This window comes from Pedobacter sp. P26, from assembly GCF_050632135.1.
GTDB lineage: Bacteria > Bacteroidota > Bacteroidia > Sphingobacteriales > Sphingobacteriaceae > Pedobacter.
On record NZ_CP192574.1, the window covers coordinates 4,454,535 to 4,472,304 of the forward strand.

Annotated in this window: 11 protein-coding genes and 1 pseudogene; 10 read left to right on the top strand and 2 right to left on the bottom strand. The window is 37.1% G+C overall.

The annotated features are described in order from the left end of the window. Nucleotides 1-6 precede the first annotated feature (6 nt). The gene (locus ACQ86H_RS20640) at nt 7-588 is read right to left on the bottom strand and encodes a tRNA-(ms[2]io[6]A)-hydroxylase (RefSeq protein ID WP_131028685.1); all 582 of its coding nucleotides are present in this window, start codon (nt 586-588) and stop codon (nt 7-9) included. A 148-nt stretch (nt 589-736) separates the two neighbouring features. Here ACQ86H_RS20640 and ACQ86H_RS20645 point away from each other — a divergent pair, with 148 nt between their 5' ends. From ACQ86H_RS20645 to ACQ86H_RS20660, 4 genes are all read left to right on the top strand, one after another. Further along, entirely contained in the window at nt 737-1,972 is a 1,236-nt protein-coding gene (locus tag ACQ86H_RS20645) for a glycosyltransferase (RefSeq protein WP_431292342.1), read from the top strand. A 151-nt stretch (nt 1,973-2,123) separates the two neighbouring features. Continuing rightward, entirely contained in the window at nt 2,124-4,604 is a 2,481-nt protein-coding gene (locus tag ACQ86H_RS20650; RefSeq protein WP_431292343.1) for a TonB-dependent siderophore receptor, read from the top strand. A gap of 4 nt (nt 4,605-4,608) precedes the next feature. Then, the gene (locus tag ACQ86H_RS20655; protein ID WP_431292344.1) at nt 4,609-5,478 is read left to right on the top strand and encodes a PepSY-associated TM helix domain-containing protein; all 870 of its coding nucleotides are present in this window, start codon (nt 4,609-4,611) and stop codon (nt 5,476-5,478) included. After that, nucleotides 5,475-5,759: a PepSY domain-containing protein gene (locus ACQ86H_RS20660; protein ID WP_431292345.1), complete on the top strand. Its 285-nt coding sequence runs from the start codon at nt 5,475-5,477 to the stop codon at nt 5,757-5,759. The genes ACQ86H_RS20655 and ACQ86H_RS20660 overlap by 4 nt, the downstream gene beginning before the upstream one ends. Before the next feature lie 442 nt (nt 5,760-6,201). Here the strand turns inward: ACQ86H_RS20660 and ACQ86H_RS20665 are convergent, their stop codons facing one another. Then, a complete protein-coding gene (locus ACQ86H_RS20665; protein WP_431292346.1) occupies nt 6,202-8,937 on the bottom strand; it encodes a TonB-dependent receptor in 2,736 nt (911 codons plus the stop codon). A gap of 307 nt (nt 8,938-9,244) precedes the next feature. On the opposite strand from ACQ86H_RS20665, the pseudogene dnaK reads away from it, so the two are divergent. The 6 genes and pseudogenes from dnaK (at nt 9,245) to ACQ86H_RS20695 (ending at nt 17,698) form a co-directional block, all read left to right on the top strand. Then, nucleotides 9,245-11,100 (top strand): annotated as a pseudogene (dnaK, locus tag ACQ86H_RS20670) (molecular chaperone DnaK). Nucleotides 11,101-11,508: 408 nt separating this feature from the next. Beyond that, nucleotides 11,509-12,540: an Atu2307/SP_0267 family LLM class monooxygenase gene (locus ACQ86H_RS20675; RefSeq protein WP_431292347.1), complete on the top strand. Its 1,032-nt coding sequence runs from the start codon at nt 11,509-11,511 to the stop codon at nt 12,538-12,540. Nucleotides 12,541-13,004: 464 nt separating this feature from the next. Continuing rightward, complete coding sequence (locus ACQ86H_RS20680) at nt 13,005-14,528, top strand: DUF2339 domain-containing protein (RefSeq protein WP_431292348.1); 1,524 nt, start codon at nt 13,005-13,007, stop codon at nt 14,526-14,528. After that, the gene (locus ACQ86H_RS20685) at nt 14,525-15,382 is read left to right on the top strand and encodes a DUF2339 domain-containing protein (RefSeq protein WP_431292349.1); all 858 of its coding nucleotides are present in this window, start codon (nt 14,525-14,527) and stop codon (nt 15,380-15,382) included. The genes ACQ86H_RS20680 and ACQ86H_RS20685 overlap by 4 nt, the downstream gene beginning before the upstream one ends. A gap of 76 nt (nt 15,383-15,458) precedes the next feature. After that, nucleotides 15,459-16,592 (top strand): DUF3999 family protein, encoded by a 1,134-nt coding sequence (locus ACQ86H_RS20690; protein WP_168202366.1) that lies wholly within the window; start codon nt 15,459-15,461, stop codon nt 16,590-16,592. 14 nt (nt 16,593-16,606) lie between these two features. Further along, nucleotides 16,607-17,698, top strand: coding sequence for a DUF695 domain-containing protein (locus tag ACQ86H_RS20695; RefSeq protein ID WP_431292350.1), 1,092 nt, complete (start codon nt 16,607-16,609; stop codon nt 17,696-17,698). The last annotated feature ends 72 nt before the right edge of the window (nt 17,699-17,770 follow it).

The window sequence follows — 17,770 nt, forward strand, 5'->3', positions numbered from 1 at the left end:
TTCGGACTAACCATGTATCGCTTCTTTAGTTCCGAAACTTTGAATCAACTCCCCTTCAAAATCCAGCCATTCCTTCCAGCGTTTATCTACATCTACATCGGTACTGTATTTACGGGCAAAGTTTAAAAATGTCGTGTAATGTCCTGCTTCTGAAACCATAAGTTCATGGTAAAACCTGGCGAGTTCCTGATCTTTTATATTTAACGAAAGTACCCTGAACCGTTCACAACTTCTGGCTTCAATCATTGCCGCAAACAATAACCTGTCAATAAAAGCCATATTCCGGCTTCCGTCTTTTTTACTGAATTTCACCAAACGACCAACATAATCATCTTTCCGTTCGCGGCTTAAGGTGTAACCCCGTTTTTTAATAATTTCAATTACCATCTGGAAATGCTGCATTTCTTCAATGGCAATGGCGGTTAGTTCATCTACCAGATCCTGATGTTCAGAATTTTGAGTGATCAGGGTAATGGCATTGGTAGCCGCTTTTTGTTCGCACCAGGCATGGTCAGATAAGATTTCTTCTAAATTCGATTCCGCAATATTCGCCCAACGTGGGTCTGTCAACAATTTTAATCCTAACATCTGGTGGTGTAATTGAGCTGCAAAATTAAGAATATTTAAGATACGTTTATATATCCCGCAGATTTAGTAGATAATTGCAAATCTAGATTTTAATCCGCGAAAATCACATTTATCTGCGGGAGCAAAAAAAGAGCTTATTTTGTAGAAAATGAGTAGAAGCGTAAAAAAATTATTGATTATTGGATTAGTCTGGCCCGAACCCACTTCTTCGGCAGCGGGAACACGGATGATTCAACTGATCGATTTATTTTTGAACAAAGATTACGAAATCACTTTTGCCTCCGCTGCATCAAAAAGTGATTTCAGTTATGATTTCACACAAACTCCTGTTATTGAGCAGCAAATAAAGCTGAATGATGAAAGCTTTAATTCATTTTTAAAAACACTAAACCCTGAAATTGTCATGTTCGACCGTTTTATGGTAGAAGAACAATATGGCTGGAGGGTTCAACAGGAATGCCCCAATGCATTAAGGATTCTAGATACTGAAGATTTACATTGCCTGCGAAGTGCCCGCCAGCAAAGCGATAAAAAGCAAACCGAAATCGATTTGTTTTCTGATACTGCAAAGCGCGAAATTGCTTCAATTTTACGTTGCGATTTATCTTTAATCATTTCAGAAGTGGAGATGGATATCCTGAAAAATCAATTCAAAATTGATCCTTCACTGATTTATTATTTACCATTTCTTGAAGAAGAAATCAATCAGCAGGTGGTTGAAAAATGGATTCCCTTTGAAGACCGGACAGATTTTGTTTTCATTGGCAATTTCCTTCATGAGCCCAACTGGAATACCGTTCAGGTTTTAAAAACCAGGATCTGGCCTCTGCTCAGAAAAAGGCTCCCAAGCACAAATTTGAATATATTCGGATCTTATGCCTCGCAAAAAGTGCTGCAACTAGATAATAAAAACGAAAAATTCTTAATTAAAGGAAGAGCTGTAAATGCAAAGGAAACCATTGCTAAACATCGAATATTACTTGCCCCTATTCAATTTGGCGCAGGTGTAAAAGGTAAATTTATTGATGCCATGCGGGTTGGCACGCCGTCGGTAACTACATCTGTTGGTGCAGAAGCCATGAAAGGTGATTTAGATTGGAATGGCGGTATCGAAGATGATCTGGAGCTTTTTATCGAGGAAGCTGTAAAACTTTATCAAGATAAAAATGCCTGGCAAAATGCACAGCAGAACGGTGTACAAATCATTAACCAAAGATATTCAGCAAAATATTTTGCTGATCAGTTCATTAAAGAAATCGAAAGATTAGCTTCAGATCTAACTACACACCGACAAAATAACTTTTTCGGACAGATATTAAATCACCACACGGTACTGAGTACAAAATACATGAGCTTGTGGATTGAAGAAAAAAACAAGAAATAGTCTATTTGGATATCTTATATCTTACCGACCACTCATCTTCCCAACTCACAAAAGCCTCCAATTATTTTATTTTCCTTTTGTAACATTTCAGAAATATATTAGATTTGCGCATTATTTAAAATAAGTCTAAATAAAAACCAAACAAATTTCAATGTCTAATCTTTATAAGAAACTGTTATTTCTGATTGTTTTTACGGGTATTTATGCCCTTGCCTCGGCTCAGCAAGTGGTGACCATTAATGGCAAAGTAACCGATGAATCCGGTGAAGTGATCCCTGGAGTTAATGTATATGCTGACCATGGAAATGAAAAAACAATCACCGATCAAAAGGGAAATTTTAATTTATCTGTGAGCAAAACCATATCGATAATTAAATTCAGCTATGTTGGTTACATCACTACCAGCAGAAATATTAATCTGAATCGTGATAAAATCACTTTGAATGTGAGCTTATCTCCAACAAAATCAGATTTACAACAGGTTGAAATAACCGGCAGGAAAGAAAAAACCTATAAAAATACAGCCACATTTATTGGAAGTAAATCAGAAATTTTATTAAAAGATTTACCACAATCGGTTTCTTATGCAAGTAAAGAACTAATTGCAGATCAGGGTGCTGTACGGGTTGGTGAAGTGGTCAAAAACTTCAGTGGTGTAAATCAGTTCACATTTTATGATGACATCACGATCCGTGGTTTCAGAATTAATGGCGGTAGCAATACCCAGTTAATTAATGGCATGCGTACCAGCACTGGTTTCTGGAAACAGCCTCTGGCCAATTACCTGGAGCGTGTTGAAGTATTGAAAGGCCCCTCATCAGCACTTTATGGCAATGCGAGTCCCGGCGGTGTGATTAACCGCGTAACCAAAAAACCCTTGGCAGAAACGCGTAAATCACTGAGCCTTTCAATGGGAAGTTACAACACTTTCCGTGCTCTTGCCGATGTAACAGGACCTGCAAACAAAGATAGTACATTACTTTATCGCTTAAACTTTGGTTACGAGGATGCAAATTCATTCCGCGATTTACAATTTGATAAAAATGTGGTTATTGCGCCATCACTCACGTTCTTACCTTCGAAAAACACCAGTTTAAACTTCGACCTGGTTTACAATGATTCTAAAAGCCGTTTAGATCGTGGTCAATCCGTTTTTGGGAATGGGAACCTGTATTCTACGCCACAATCAACTTCACTAAATACTGGAAACGATCGGCTGAATGAGAAAACTTATAATGTTGCGCTTTCCTTAAATCACCGTTTTAGTGATAACCTGAATTTTACAGCTTCTTACATGAAGACAGGATACAGTGAAGATTTGTATGAACATAGAAGTGCCAACGCCTATGCTTTAGATGCTACCGGAAAACCTGTGGATAATCTAATTGCCATGCAAATTTTTAACCGTATCCGAAAAAGGTATATTGATAACTTCTCCGGCTTTATTAATTATAAAATAAAAACCGGAAAAATTGAGCAAACCATTGTAGCCGGATATGATTTTGCCAGTGAAAAACTTCCGGTTGGCGCTTCCCAACTAACGGCCAACAACTATCGCAATGCAGCAAATACCGGCGCTATAAGCTTTGTGAAGTCAGACTATGATAAGGATCCTACCAATTATATCAAGCGGTTCCTTGTGGTAAATAATTTGCTGGTACCGAATGTACCATCGTTCAACCTGAATGATGTAATGGGATCACAACGCATGCAGGATGATAGTAAAAACTTTTTTACCCAGGCTGCCTATGATCCAACATACTATTTTCTACATGCCGGTTATGTACAGGATAATATCAAATTTGGTAAATTACAAGCCTTAGTGGGTTTACGATATGAATATTATACGGATTTTGCAAACTATCTTAAACCGACTGAAGCGAAAGCATATTCTAAAGCATTACTACCGAGATTTGGTTTAGTTTACTCAGCCACACAAAACATTAACCTTTACGGAACTTACGTAATGGGTTATACGCCACAAACTGCTTCGGCCATTTCCAACCCAAATGCCGGCGGACCATTTGATCCTCTAAAAAGCAATATGATTGAATTTGGTGCAAAAACGAGTTGGATGGATGATCACTTAACGGCCTCTGCAGCCATTTACCAGATTAAACAAACCAACGTGCTTTATCCAGCAAATGTTGCCGGCCAACCAGATCTTTTACGTTCCGTAGGCGAAGAACGTTCAAGAGGGATTGAATTCGATGTTATTGGCCGCATTATTCCTCAATTGAGCATATTGGCTTCTTATTCTTATAATCAGGCAATGATTACAGATAGTCCTGTTGCATCAGAAATTGGTATACAGAAACCAAATGCACCTCATCATACCGCCAACATCTGGGCAAAATATAACTTTAGTGATGGTATTTTGAAAGGATTAGGGATTGGTGCAGGTTCAAATTATGTAGATTCCAGAATTTTATCTTTGAATTTTAATCAAACGATTCCAGGCTATACTTTATTCAATGCTGCACTTTATTATAATGTTGGTAAGGTACAAGTACAGTTTAACATGAATAATATTACGAATAAAGCGCATTGGGTTGGCGGGTACGATTACTTAAGACTTTTCCCGGGTACGCCTTCAAATTATTTATTTACGCTGGGTTATACTTTCAATTAAAATCTTGAAAAAATTTAAAAAAATAGCTGCTTTAATACACCTGTGGCTTGGCCTGATTAGTGGTGTTATCATTACTATTGTAGCCTTTACGGGCTGTATATACGTTTTCGAAGAGGAGTTGTTCAATTTTTTCCATCAGGGTATTGTTTATACAAAGGCAGTTGGCAAACCATTGCCTTTGTATATTTTAGAAGAAAAAGCGCAGAAGGCACTTCCTGCTGATGAAAATTTTAATCGAGTAGAAGTAAAATCAGATCAATACGCCTATGTATTTTCAGCTTCTAAAGCCAATAAAAAAGCTAAATCAATTTTTTATCTTGGTCAGGTAGCATATAATAAAGATGTGTATATCGATCAGTTTAGCGGAAAGGTTCTCGGTGTTATTGATCTTAAACATGAATTTTTCAGTATAGTCAGACTGATTCATCAATACCTGTTATTTAAGAAACCTATTGGAAGTCTTATCGTAGGCTCTTCTGTCCTCCTGTTCTTAGTGATCATTATTACAGGCTTTATCATCTGGCTCCCCAAAAAGCTAAAAAACATCAGACAACGCTTAACAGTAAAATGGAATGCAAGGTTTAAACGACTTAACTGGGATTTGCACAGTACGTTTGGTTTTTATGTGATTCCATTTGCACTGGTAATCGTTATCACAGGCCTGGTGTGGTCATTTAAATGGTGGGAACTGGGCATTTATAAATCATTGGGCACAGCTAAAAAGCCGAAGCTGTTAAGAGAATACGTACAATCTCCGGCTGAACATAAAACCAGATTAGCCAGTAATCTGGCCTTAAATACGCTGATCAGATTAAATAAAGGGAATTACAAAGCGATCCTGCTAAATTATCCTGAAGAAAAAAAGCAAGTATGATGGCTACCGTTCAGATCATTCATTCGGGAGATGCCTGGCGGGGATTAAGTTATTTCTACTTCAATCCAAATACGGGTTTGCTTACGGATCAAATGTTACATCAGAATAAGCCATTGGGTGTAAAATGGCGTAATTCAAATCTTGATATGCATGATGGTGGCCTATTTGGCTGGCCTACTAAGATACTGGCATTTATGGCTTCATTAATTATTGCAACCTTGCCCACTACCGGATTTTTGATCTGGTGGGGGAAAAAGAAAAAAAGGCTGTATCATAAATAGTAATTCATTTTGGATTTGTCACGTTGAGCCTGTCGAAATGCCCTGTAAGACATTTAAAACAAGTCTTTTGGCAAGCTACCATTAACGTTATTTTGCAATTATTATTAATCAGCATTTTAACTGCTTTCGCATTTCCATCCAACTAGGCCATAGTAAGGTATCCCCGTTCTACTTAAATCCGGACTAACAAATTTTTCGGGCTGCACTGTCTAAGCCAACCTGCTAGCTTCGAAAGAAAAATTTTCAGCCGGCAGTTTTTGTTTCTTTTTGATGCCAAAAGAAAGAGCCCTTCGGCGGTGGCGAGCCGAGGCAAGACCGCGCCGTAGGACAAAAAAAGAGAATTACACCTCACTCTTATTGATTTTAAACAATTAATTATTCTTCAGGATGACAATTCTATATTTACAACACAGCCTCTTTAAGCATCGATATTCAGCCCCTTTTAAAAGTTAAAAGCCAATTTAGTAAAGAGTTTCCGGCCATTAAAACCCATTTGAACGGCATCCCATGCACCACCTGTTTCACCATCGTAGGCAGAAAGTTTTGCGCCTTGTACGTAACCATAATCAGGGTGAATATTAAAAACGTTATCTGCACCAAAAAACACCGTCACTTTTTTCGAGATTTTGTAAGAGCCATAAATATCGGTAACCATTTTGCCTGAATAATTAAACTGTTCTAAAACCGTTTTGCCTGGATCATTATCCAGTTCTACCAATGGTGGATAAGTGTTTGCATAACCATAACCTAAAATCGAAATTTTGCCATAGTATAGAAAATGCGTTCCAACCATCCAATTACCAAACCCATAATCTAAGTTTAAGCCCAGTTTTACAGGAGGAGCAGATGCTTTAATATACGCTTGCTCCCTGTCACTAAAAAATGCCTGCTGATTTTCATAAGAACCATTTAAAGCATTAGGAATGTTAATGTTATCAATATTTAAGTGGTTTAAGTTTCCGGTAAATAAAACCCTGATGCTCTTATTATCGAATCGTTTGTTATAATCTACCACTAAATCCAAACCATAATTTGTGGTGTTAACTGCATTTGCAAAAAACTGTGCCTGCGCAACATTTAATTGATTCAAAATTGGTTTTAAAGCGGGGATACTTTCATCAAATTGACCAGATAATACCACCCTATCTTTTATATTAATGCGATAACCATCCAGGGTTACCGTAATTTCAGAAATCGGTTTCCACGAAAAGCCTAAACTTGCATTAACAGATTTTTCTTGTTTCAGGTCAGGAATTCCGGCTGCTTTTGTAATTGGACTGTAGTTCGGCGCGATTTTAACTTCGAAAACATTACCTCCCTGCACGTTTGTAAACGTATTACTGAAATTAATTTGTTGTAGTGATGGTGCACGAAAACCTGTACTTATCGATCCGCGAACATTAAAATTGTTTGTTAATTTATAACGGGTCGCAAATTTGTAATTACTGGTGAAGCCAAAATCATTGTAATTTTCTGCCCTAACAGCAACACCTATAAGCCACTTATCGGTAGCATCCAATTCTGCATCAACATAAGCAGCAACATTAGACCGGCCCGCGTTAACCTCATCTCCTGGCTGATAACCCGGAAAACCTTGAGAACCTGTAGCTTTATCTGGGTTATAGTTTGAATATGAATCTTTTTCTCCTGCGTAAATTTTATAGTTTTCATATCTATGCTCTAAGCCAAAAGCCAAATTCAAACCCGATGCAACAGTTGGAATTGCTTTACTCAAATTAAAGTTGACTGTATTTTGCAAAAATGAAAAACCCCCATCATCAAAATGAGTTTTACTGGCACCAAGAGAAGCATTAAATGTTTGATCTCCATAAAAATGGAAATTGTTACGTCCCAGTGTATTACTTAAATCCCAGTTCCAGTCTTTACCCCAGATACCTTTTACACCTGCTGCAAAAGATAAATCCTGGATTTTAGTCTGAATAATCGGGTCAAAATAAGTTTCTCCATCAACAGTGGTTTGTAAAATTGGATTTCCTGCAACCCCGTCAGGAAAACGTTCAGGCCGCTCTGATAAATTTCTGGTATACGCATAAGCATCCGAAGCTTTTACATTACCCCCACCGAATGAATAAATGACTGTTTTTGTGTTTGCAATTGGCAGTTCCATATTATACATTAAGCCGCCAGAAGTTACCGATCCATCACCAGTAGATCTCCTCACCGTATTAATAGGCAAACCATCTTTGGTACTTAAATCTGTATTCAGATTTTGCCTGAATGTTTTTCCATTGGCAAAAAAGTTTCCGGAGAAATTTATAAAACCATTATGCTTACCCAGTGCAACACCATAATTGGCTCCTAAAGAAAATGCATTCCCATCAATTGCGCCACTGTGGCGATACTGTCCCAGCTCTTTAGCATAATGGGTGTTGTTTCTTGGATCATAATAACCTGAATATCCGGTATTAACACTTAAAACACCAACATCCTTTTTCAATATTAAGTTAATTACTCCTGCAATTGCATCCGATCCATATTGTGCCGATGCACCATCGCGTAAAATCTCAACACGATCTATCGAAGATTCTGGAATCGCATTTAAATCTGTCCCTGAATTCCCTCTTCCCCTGGTTCCGAATACTGCAACAAAGGCTGTTTGGTGACGACGTTTGCCATTTACCAAAACCAATGTCTGATCTGGCCCCAAACCTCTAAGTGTAGCCAAATCTATTTGATCTGCACCATCCGATCCGCTTTGTTTGTTAAAATTAAAAGACGGTGAAGCAGCATTTAAAATCGAAGTTAAATCCATTTTTGCAGTAGGCATGTTCACCTGATTAATTTTAATCACATCAACGGGAACAGGTGTAAGAATAGAAGAGCGGCCTTTACCACGGGTTCCAACCACAACAAAATCGCCTAGATTTTGTGCACTTTCCGATAAAATAATTGTTAAAGGTCCGGTTGTTGTTACTACTTCTCTGGTTTCATATCCAATAGCACTTACAACTAAGGCTCCTTTATCAGAAACTGAAATCTGAAAATCTCCGTTCTGATCGGTAACAGTACCCTTTCCTGTACCTTTCTCTTTAACAGAGGCGGCTATAATTCCTTCTCCTTTCAATGTTGTAACCTTACCTTTTATAATATTTTGCGCAAAAGAGGTTAATGGGAGCAAATAAAGCCCAAACAATACATAAAATAGCTGTTTTTTCATATTAATTTAGATAAATGTATAGGCAATATAAATATTATGGCTACAATTTTTACAAAAAAACACCATAAACAAAAAAAACACATTAAAATTTACATAAAACAACGCCAAATAAGCAAAAAAAGCAGATTTGAGAGAAAAAAATCAAATATTTTATTACAAATTTCAAAATTTAAAAAATATTCATCGTTATTATTTTGTTTTTAGAAATAAACTATACGCTATTTTTAGTCATATTTCTTTAGGTTTATATTTTCTTGCTAACAAATGAATGACATAACCTTTATTTAAAAAGCATATTTTTGCTCCTATGGCAAAAATATCAATTAACCTTGCTACAGGTTCGTTTCAGAAGGAAGAAATTATAGTTGGAATAGATTTAGGCACAACCAATAGCTTGGTGGCGTTTATCAATCCAGATAAAAATCCGCAGGTAATTAACGATGCTGGCAAAGGAATATTGGTACCATCAGTGGTCTATTTTAATGGCCAAAATGAAGCGGTTGTAGGTAACGAGGCGAAAGAATACTTAACTACCGATCCTTCTAACACGATTTTCTCTGTTAAAAGACTTCTTGGCCGATCTTATAAAGACGTAGCCGAACATGCAGCTATTTTTTCTTACAAAATTATCGACGACGATACCGATGCTTTGGTGAAAATCCAGGCCGGAAACCGCTTTTATACACCAATCGAATTGTCCGCAGAAATTTTAAAAGAACTTAAAGCTAGAGCAGAACATGCTTTAAAAACGCCTGTTAACAGAGCGGTAATTACTGTTCCGGCATACTTTAACGATAGTCAGCGCCAAGCCACCCGTGATGCAGGAAAATTAGCGGGTTTAGATGTAATGCGCATTGTAAACGAGCCTACTGCTGCAAGTTTAGCTTACGGAATCGGTTTAGATCCTACGCAACAGAAAACCATTGCAGTTTACGATTTAGGTGGAGGAACATTCGATGTTTCCATTTTGCAAATCCAAAACGGCATTTTCGAAGTTTTGGCAACCAACGGCAATACCTATTTAGGCGGTGATGATTTCGACCGTGCCATTTTAAATTACTGGCTGGAGAAAAACAACCTTGATGTAAATGTGGTTGCTCAGGATAATATTTTGATGCAAACCTTACGCTTACAGGCCGAAGCTGCTAAAAAAGCGTTATCAACCCAAAATTTATATAACGAACAGGTTGGCGAAATCTGGTGCACTTTAGATAAACAAACTTTTGAGCAATTGATTTCTGCAAAAGTGGAAGAAACCATCACAGCCTGCAAAAATGCATTGAAGGATGCTGATTTAACGGCAAGTGATATCGATGAAGTAATTCTTGTGGGGGGTCTACCCGTACCCCTTTTGTAAAACAGGCGGTAGAAAATTTCTTTGGCAAAAAACCGCAGGATAATATCAATCCTGATGAAGTAGTGGCACTTGGAGCAGCCATCCAGGCTGATGTTTTGGCCGGAAACCGTTCTGATATTTTATTGTTGGATGTAACCCCACTTTCTTTGGGAATCGAAACTATGGGTGGTTTAATGGATGTTATTATTGCCCGCAACAGCAAAGTACCCACTAAAGCCGGCCGCCAATACACCACTTCTATTGACGGACAGGTAAATATGAAAATATCTGTTTACCAGGGTGAGCGCGATTTAGTTAAGGAAAACAGGAAACTTGCCGAATTCGATTTAAAAGGAATCCCTGCAATGCCTGCTGGTTTGCCAAAGGTTGATATCAACTTTTTACTCAATGCCGATGGAATTTTAACCGTTCAGGCGATAGAATTGCGTTCTGGTGTTAAACAGGAAATTGAAATTACTCCGAGTTATGGTTTGAGTGATGATACGGTAGAAAAAATGTTGATCGACAGCATTACCCACGCCAAAAGTGACGTTGAGCAACGCATGCTAATTGAAGCGAGAAGCGAAGGAGAACAATTGGTTTACACAGCCGAAGGTTTTATTAAAAAACATGCAGAACATTTAAGCGAGACCGAAATTGCAGAAACCGTGGCCCATATCGAAGCGTTAAAAACAGCTTTAGCCTCACAGGAAAAAGATACCATTTTAAAGAAAGCAGATGAACTGAATGAATTTACCCGCCCATTTGCTGAGCGTGTAATGGACGCTGCGATTTCTACGGCAATGAGAGGCAAGAAGATAGAGTAATTTCAGTTGGAAATCAGCAGTTTTCAGTTAACAATTGCCGATTTTAACTTAGTTGATTCATCCTGAACTTGCTTTTATGGATACGTCATTCTGAACTCGTTTCAGAATCTTTCCAGATTATAAGCTGATACGACCTTATGTTCCTTATACGTTTTAAATCTGCTTAATATCTTCATTCCAATTTTTTTGGAAAGCGAAGACAATGCTAATCGTTTCCGAAAGCCCCGCTTACCGCTTTACTTCGTTGCACTTCGTGTTCGCTATAATCGGGTTTAACTCACTAGGGCCAGCGTAAAAAACTCAGATTGCAGGGTTCACGACTGAATGTTTAATATTCTCTTTTTCTTACCATACATCAAAAACCGATAAACCCTAAGGTATTAACTTTGTTAAAATTATTTTAACACTATGGAATTAGGTATCGGAATGTTTGGCGATCTGCAGATCAATGCAAAGGGAGAAATCCAGCCCGCCCAGCAAAGACTTCAGGAAATTATAGCAGAAATAAAACTAATGGACGAAGTTGGTTTAGATTTCTATGGTATTGGCGAACACCATCGCCCTGATTATGCCGTATCGAGCCCAGAAATTATACTGGCCGCTGCTGCCACAGTAACCAAAAACATTAAATTAAGCAGTGCAGTTTCGGTTTTAAGTTCATCTGATCCTGTTAAACTGTATCAAAATTTTGCAACGATAGATTTAATTTCGAACGGAAGAGCAGAGTTAATGGCTGGTCGCGGAAGTTTTATCGAATCGTTTCCCTTGTTTGGTTATAACCTACAAGATTACGACGAACTTTATGAAGAAAAGCTTGAATTACTCCTTAAAATAAATAAGGAAACCAAAATTAGCTGGAAAGGTAAATTCAGACCAGAACTGAATAATCAGGAAGTTTTGCCAAGGGCGGTAAACAACAATTTAAAAATTTGGGTAGCCGTTGGTGGAACCCCAGAATCAGTAGAACGCGCTGGTAGATTAGGTTTACCTGTCATGTTTGCTATTATCGGGGGGCAGCCTATACAATTTAAACCACTTTTTGATTATTACAAAAAAGTGTACCAAGCCTATGGCCATGATATGAACAAGTTCGAAGTGGGCGTTCACATGCATTCCTTATTTGGCGAAAACAGTAACGAAGTTGCAGATTACTATTACCCGCTGTATTCAGCTCAGATGAACAGGATTGGTAAATCACGCGGTTGGGCACCTTATCAACGTAACCAGTTCGACACTGGCAGAAGCAATAGCGGGGCCTTAATTATTGGCGATGTAAACGAATCGGTAGATAAAATTCTGGCAATGGAAGAAACTTTTGGCTTAACCCGTTTCTCTGCCCACATGGATGTTGGCGGACCATCTCATTCCGCAATGATGAAATCGATAGAGTTGCTCGGAAGCAAAATTGCGCCTAAAGTACGCAAAGCTTTAAATAAATAAGTAACGTTTTTGTTTTACAAAAAAATCAGTAAAAAGAATTTTTGCTGTAAAAATCGGCAAATTAATTTAATGGCATACAATTCCCCCAACCTCATTAAGTTAAGTTTTTTAACCACAGATCTACACAGATAAACACGGTTTTTTATATCTGTGTGTATCCTTTTTATCTGTGGTTAAACTATTTTTACCTGTACCAATAGCTTAACTTAATGACATTGCCCCAACCCCTCTTTGCAAATAAGGAGGGGAGCTGATTTATTTTGCAAAACATAGCCAAAGGGCTCAAACTACAAACCTCGATAGTGAGAACTGATCTTACCTCAGCAGTTCCTGCTCCCCTCCTATTTTAGGAGGAGCGAGAGATGGGGAGAGCATTTCTCAGCTCATTCGCAAAATTTTCTGTACCCAATAGAAATACATTCCTATATTTAGTAAACTAAAAAATACGTACTACAAAATATAGAATGGATAATTCCGAAAAATTAAATCTGTTATTGATTAAGCTGGAAAACCTCTTGCTCAGGCAACAAAGCTTTGAAGCCGAAATTCAGGCTTTAAGAAACGAGGTTAAGGCGCTGCAATCGCCAGGTTCAGTGCCTATACCTCCAGCAGTAAATCTTGAACCAACAATTGCACCTCCCCCGAGAAATACGCCTCCGAGCTTTGCCACACAACGTTCAGCATCACCTCAATCTATTCCTGCACCTATTCCATCTCCTGTAAACCAAGCAAAACCTAATTTCGCCGATAGATTTAACCGCGAAAACATGGTTAAATCTGATTTCGAGAAGTTTGTAGGAGAAAACCTGATCAGCAAAATTGGTATCCTGATTTTAATTATCGGTGTGGCAATCGGTGCTAAATATGCCATTGATCATGATATGATTAGTCCGCTTACAAGAATTGTATTAGGTTATTCCGTTGGTACCGGTTTAATGGCTTTTGCCATTAAGCTTAAAGCCAAATATGAGAATTTTTCAGCCGTGTTGGTTAGCGGTGCAATTGCTATTATGTATTTTATCACCTATGCAGCTTACGATTTCTATGCGCTAATTCCGCAGGCACTGGCCTTTGCCTTAATGGTTGTATTCACCTCATTTACGGTTGTTGCAGCAATTAAGTATAATAAACAGGTTATCGCCCATATTGGTTTAGTTGGCGCTTATGCTGTCCCTTTTTTATTGAGCGATGGTTCGGGCAAAGTAGGTGTTTTATTTACCTATATGGCCATTATCAACATCGGCATCCTGGTACTTAGTTTCAAAAAATACTGGAAACCCCTATTTTATGCATCTTTTGGTTTAACATGGATCATCTTTTCGGCCTGGCGTTTAGATTTAAGCAATACAGACAATTACTTTGGCCTAGCAATATTATTTTCAACGCTATTTTTCCTCACTTTCTACATTACCAACTTAGCGTACAAAGTGAGCAAAAAAGAAGTTTTTGGCTTTAGCGATGTGGTGATTTTACTTTTAAATTCATTTGTATACTACGGAATAGGTTACCTAATATTATCAGATAACAAAAACAGCGCTGAATTGCTAGGCTTGTTTACATTGGCAAATGCTGTGATCCATTTTTTGGTATGCCTGATTATTTACAAGAAAAACCTGGCAGATAAAAATCTGTTTTATCTTATACTGGCAATGGTGATTACTTTTATTACCATGGCTGTTCCTGTTCAGTTAGATGGCGGTTGGGTTACCATTTTCTGGGTGGTAGAGGCCGCGGTACTGTTCTACTTAGCGAGGGTGAAAAAGATAGTTATTTATGAAAAATTATCCTTCCCATTAATATTTCTTGCCTTTTTTAGTTTGCTGGAAGATTGGATAACTTATTATGATATCTATAACGGAAATGCAACTGTAATCACGCCAATCCTTAATGTAGGTTTTTTAACTGCATGCATATTTATTGCCTGTTTTTTCTGGATGTTTCGCATTAGTAAAAAGAAATTGAAGAGCCTGTACAATGGATCTGGATGAGACAGATACTTAGTTATTCCATTCCCGCTATTCTGGTTTTTGTGATCTATATGACCTTTAGGATTGAGATCTCTAAAAACTTTAACAACCTTTTTGAACTGAACAAGATTACCCTCAATCCAAAAACAAAGTTTTATGACTCAAGCAGTGAATACAACTATAACTACCTGATTTTAAAAACAGCATGGCTTTATATTTATACCTTGTTTTTTGCCTCAGCATTAAGTTATCTGAACATTAAAAAACTAAAAAATAGCGAACTTGCTATGGCTAACCTTCTTATTAACCTCATGGTTATCGTAGCGTTTCTAACCTTCGGGCTTTATAACTTAAGCGAGCTTAGAGATGCCTATTTACTTCCTGAAAGTAAATATTTCAGTATTGGCTCATTTAATATTGGCATCAGGTATATAGCAATCGCTTTTTTTGCTTTACTGATTGTACAATGCCACAAACTGCAACGTTCGGGCTTATTGAAAAAAGATTTGAAAATGATGTTCGATTTTTTGCTTTATGTTTCCCTGTTGTGGATCATCAGCAGCGAATTGATCAACATTTTAGAATTATCACATTCAGAAGGAAGTTATAAACTCGGATTGAGCATTCTTTGGGGCATATTCTCATTATTCTTAATTAGCATGGGCCTGGCCAAAAACAAAAAACACTTACGCATTGGGGCGATGGTTTTATTTGGAATAACCTTGATCAAGCTTTTCTTTTACGATATCTATTCTTTAAGCACAATCTCTAAAACCATAGTTTTTGTGTCGTTAGGGGTATTATTACTTATCATTTCTTTCCTTTACAATAAATACAAACATTTAATTATAGATGATGCTAAAGTTGAAAATTAACCTATTTACCTTGCTTTTACTTTGTGCCAGCATTACAAATGCACAAACTAATACTTATAAATTTAAGCGGCGTATAATGGGTGTTAATTCTGTTTGGCATAAAATTGCATTGCCAGATGATTTATATAAAAATGCAAATGCAGGTTTCGATGATTTAAGGATTTTTGGCTTCAACGGAAAAGATACCATAGAGATTCCTTACCTGTTAAAACAACGTGTAGATAAAGTAACTTCAAATGATATTACATTTAAACAGATTAACCAAAGTGCCAGTCCAAATGGTTACTATTATACTTTTCAATCGCTGGGAATAAACTTAATTAATCAGATTAAGTTGGCTTTTAAACAAGAAAACTTCGATTGGAAAGTTACCCTCGAAGGAAGTAATGATAACAAAGAATGGTTTTCCATCTTATCAGACTACCGAATTTTATCAATCAAAAATAGCGATACAGAATACCAGTTTACCAAACTGAATTTTCCTGATTCGAAATATCAATATTTTAGGATTGCGTTAAAAAGCCCCATACAGCCTGATTTGTTGGAAGCAAAAATTTCGAAAACAGATACCATAAAAGGAACCTATAAAGAGGTTAGGTACAAATCTTTCGACCTTAAAAATGATGTATCCAAAAAAGAAACCGTGGTTGATGTAACCTTGGCCGATCCTATTCCTCTATCCTATCTAAAGTTGAATGCACAAAGCGATTTCGATTTTTACCGTCCAATCAAAATAGAATATGCAACAGACAGTTTTAAAACCGACAAAGGCATTCAGTACAATTATGTGAATCTTTATGAGGGCATAATAAGTTCTTTAGAAGAAGCGGCATTCAATTTTGAAAATACCGTTACATCCAGGTTAAAAATTACTATCCAAAACAACGACAATAAACCATTACGATTAAATGGCTTACAGTTAAAAGGAAATATTTACGAAATTATTGCCCGGTTTGATCAGCCAAAAAATGAATATGCCCTCTATTATGGCAATGAAAAGGTAACTGCTCCGGTTTATGAAATTGAAAAATTTGAAAATAAAATTCCGGTTAATTTAACCAGCGTAAACATTGGAGCGGAACAGCAAAACCCGGCTTACACCATAAAAACAGAAAAACCACTATTCGAAAATAAAGCCTGGCTTTGGGTGCTAATGGTAGTGATTATTGTGTTATTGGGCTGGTTTTCATTTAAAATGTTAAAGAATTAAGATTTATTATTAAGATGAGTTTGTTAAAAAATTTATTTGGGAAAAAAGAAGATAAAATAAAATCGAATGAAGATTTCTGGATCTGGTTCCGGAAAAATGAAAAGGATTTCTTCAATGTTGTTAAAACAAGTGGGGATTTTGAAAAAGACTTCTTCGATAAGCTTTCGCCCAAATTGGCCGAATTGAAAGATGGTTATTTCTTTTTAACAGGAATGATCAATAACAATACCGCTGAACTGGTTCTTACGGCCGATGGGAACATTAAAAATATCGTTTTTGTAGAAGAGCTTGTTGCCGCCGCACCAAATATTGACGGTTGGACCATTACTGCATTAAAATCACCCTTAGCTATAGAAAATGTAAACATAAGTATGGGTAATTACGAGTTTAATAGAGAAAATTTAAATTTTTATTATACCGTACATCCAAATTTGCCAGATGAAATAGATCTAACCATTGTCCATGACGATTTAAACCAACAGAATGCCAACGTAATCACAAACGGGGTATATATTTTTCTTGATAATTACCTGGGGGAGCTGAACTTCGCAACTACCATAGATCGGTTAAATATAGTTGGAAAAGAACAGCACGAAAAAGAGCTTATCCCGATAGAAAAATTAAAAGATTTTCTGATCTGGCGTGAAAAGGAATTTATAGAAAAGTACGATGGCATAATTCACAGTACTGAAAATGACAGCTATAATATGCTGGAAGCGGAATTAGAAAATGGCAATCCATTAATTGCTGTTGTAAATACCGGTTTGTTATCCTGGGAGGATAAAGCGTCGCACCCATGGATTTTAAATGTTGAAATTAGATTTTCTCCGGACGGGAATGGATTACCCAATAAAGATGAATACGATCAGCTAAATAAGCTGGAAGATGAAATTTTAATGCTATTAAAAGATACTGATGGATATTTGAACATCGGCAGAGAGACCGCAAATGGCACAAGAGAGATCTTCTTCGCTTGTAAAGAATTCAGGAAACCCTCGAAAATAATGCCCCAATTCATCAAAAAATATGCCGGCAGTTTTCAGATATCTTACGAAATTTACAGAGATAAATATTGGCAATCATTTAATAGATTTATGGGCAACTAAACAAACCATGAAGAACATTTTCCAACCCTCGGCATTTAATCGATTACATTAATTAAACCCAACAACTTGACG

What these genes read in the sequence shown, in the direction of transcription:
- ACQ86H_RS20640 (WP_131028685.1), bottom strand. Translation starts at nt 588, where the DNA reads ATGTTAGGATTAAAATTGTTGACAGACCCACGTTGGGCGAATATTGCG.
- ACQ86H_RS20645 (WP_431292342.1), top strand. Translation starts at nt 737, where the DNA reads ATGAGTAGAAGCGTAAAAAAATTATTGATTATTGGATTAGTCTGGCCC.
- ACQ86H_RS20650 (WP_431292343.1), top strand. Translation starts at nt 2,124, where the DNA reads ATGTCTAATCTTTATAAGAAACTGTTATTTCTGATTGTTTTTACGGGT.
- ACQ86H_RS20660 (WP_431292345.1), top strand. Translation starts at nt 5,475, where the DNA reads ATGATGGCTACCGTTCAGATCATTCATTCGGGAGATGCCTGGCGGGGA.
- ACQ86H_RS20665 (WP_431292346.1), bottom strand. Translation starts at nt 8,937, where the DNA reads ATGAAAAAACAGCTATTTTATGTATTGTTTGGGCTTTATTTGCTCCCA.
- ACQ86H_RS20675 (WP_431292347.1), top strand. Translation starts at nt 11,509, where the DNA reads ATGGAATTAGGTATCGGAATGTTTGGCGATCTGCAGATCAATGCAAAG.
- ACQ86H_RS20680 (WP_431292348.1), top strand. Translation starts at nt 13,005, where the DNA reads ATGGATAATTCCGAAAAATTAAATCTGTTATTGATTAAGCTGGAAAAC.
- ACQ86H_RS20685 (WP_431292349.1), top strand. Translation starts at nt 14,525, where the DNA reads ATGAGACAGATACTTAGTTATTCCATTCCCGCTATTCTGGTTTTTGTG.
- ACQ86H_RS20690 (WP_168202366.1), top strand. Translation starts at nt 15,459, where the DNA reads ATGGGTGTTAATTCTGTTTGGCATAAAATTGCATTGCCAGATGATTTA.
- ACQ86H_RS20695 (WP_431292350.1), top strand. Translation starts at nt 16,607, where the DNA reads ATGAGTTTGTTAAAAAATTTATTTGGGAAAAAAGAAGATAAAATAAAA.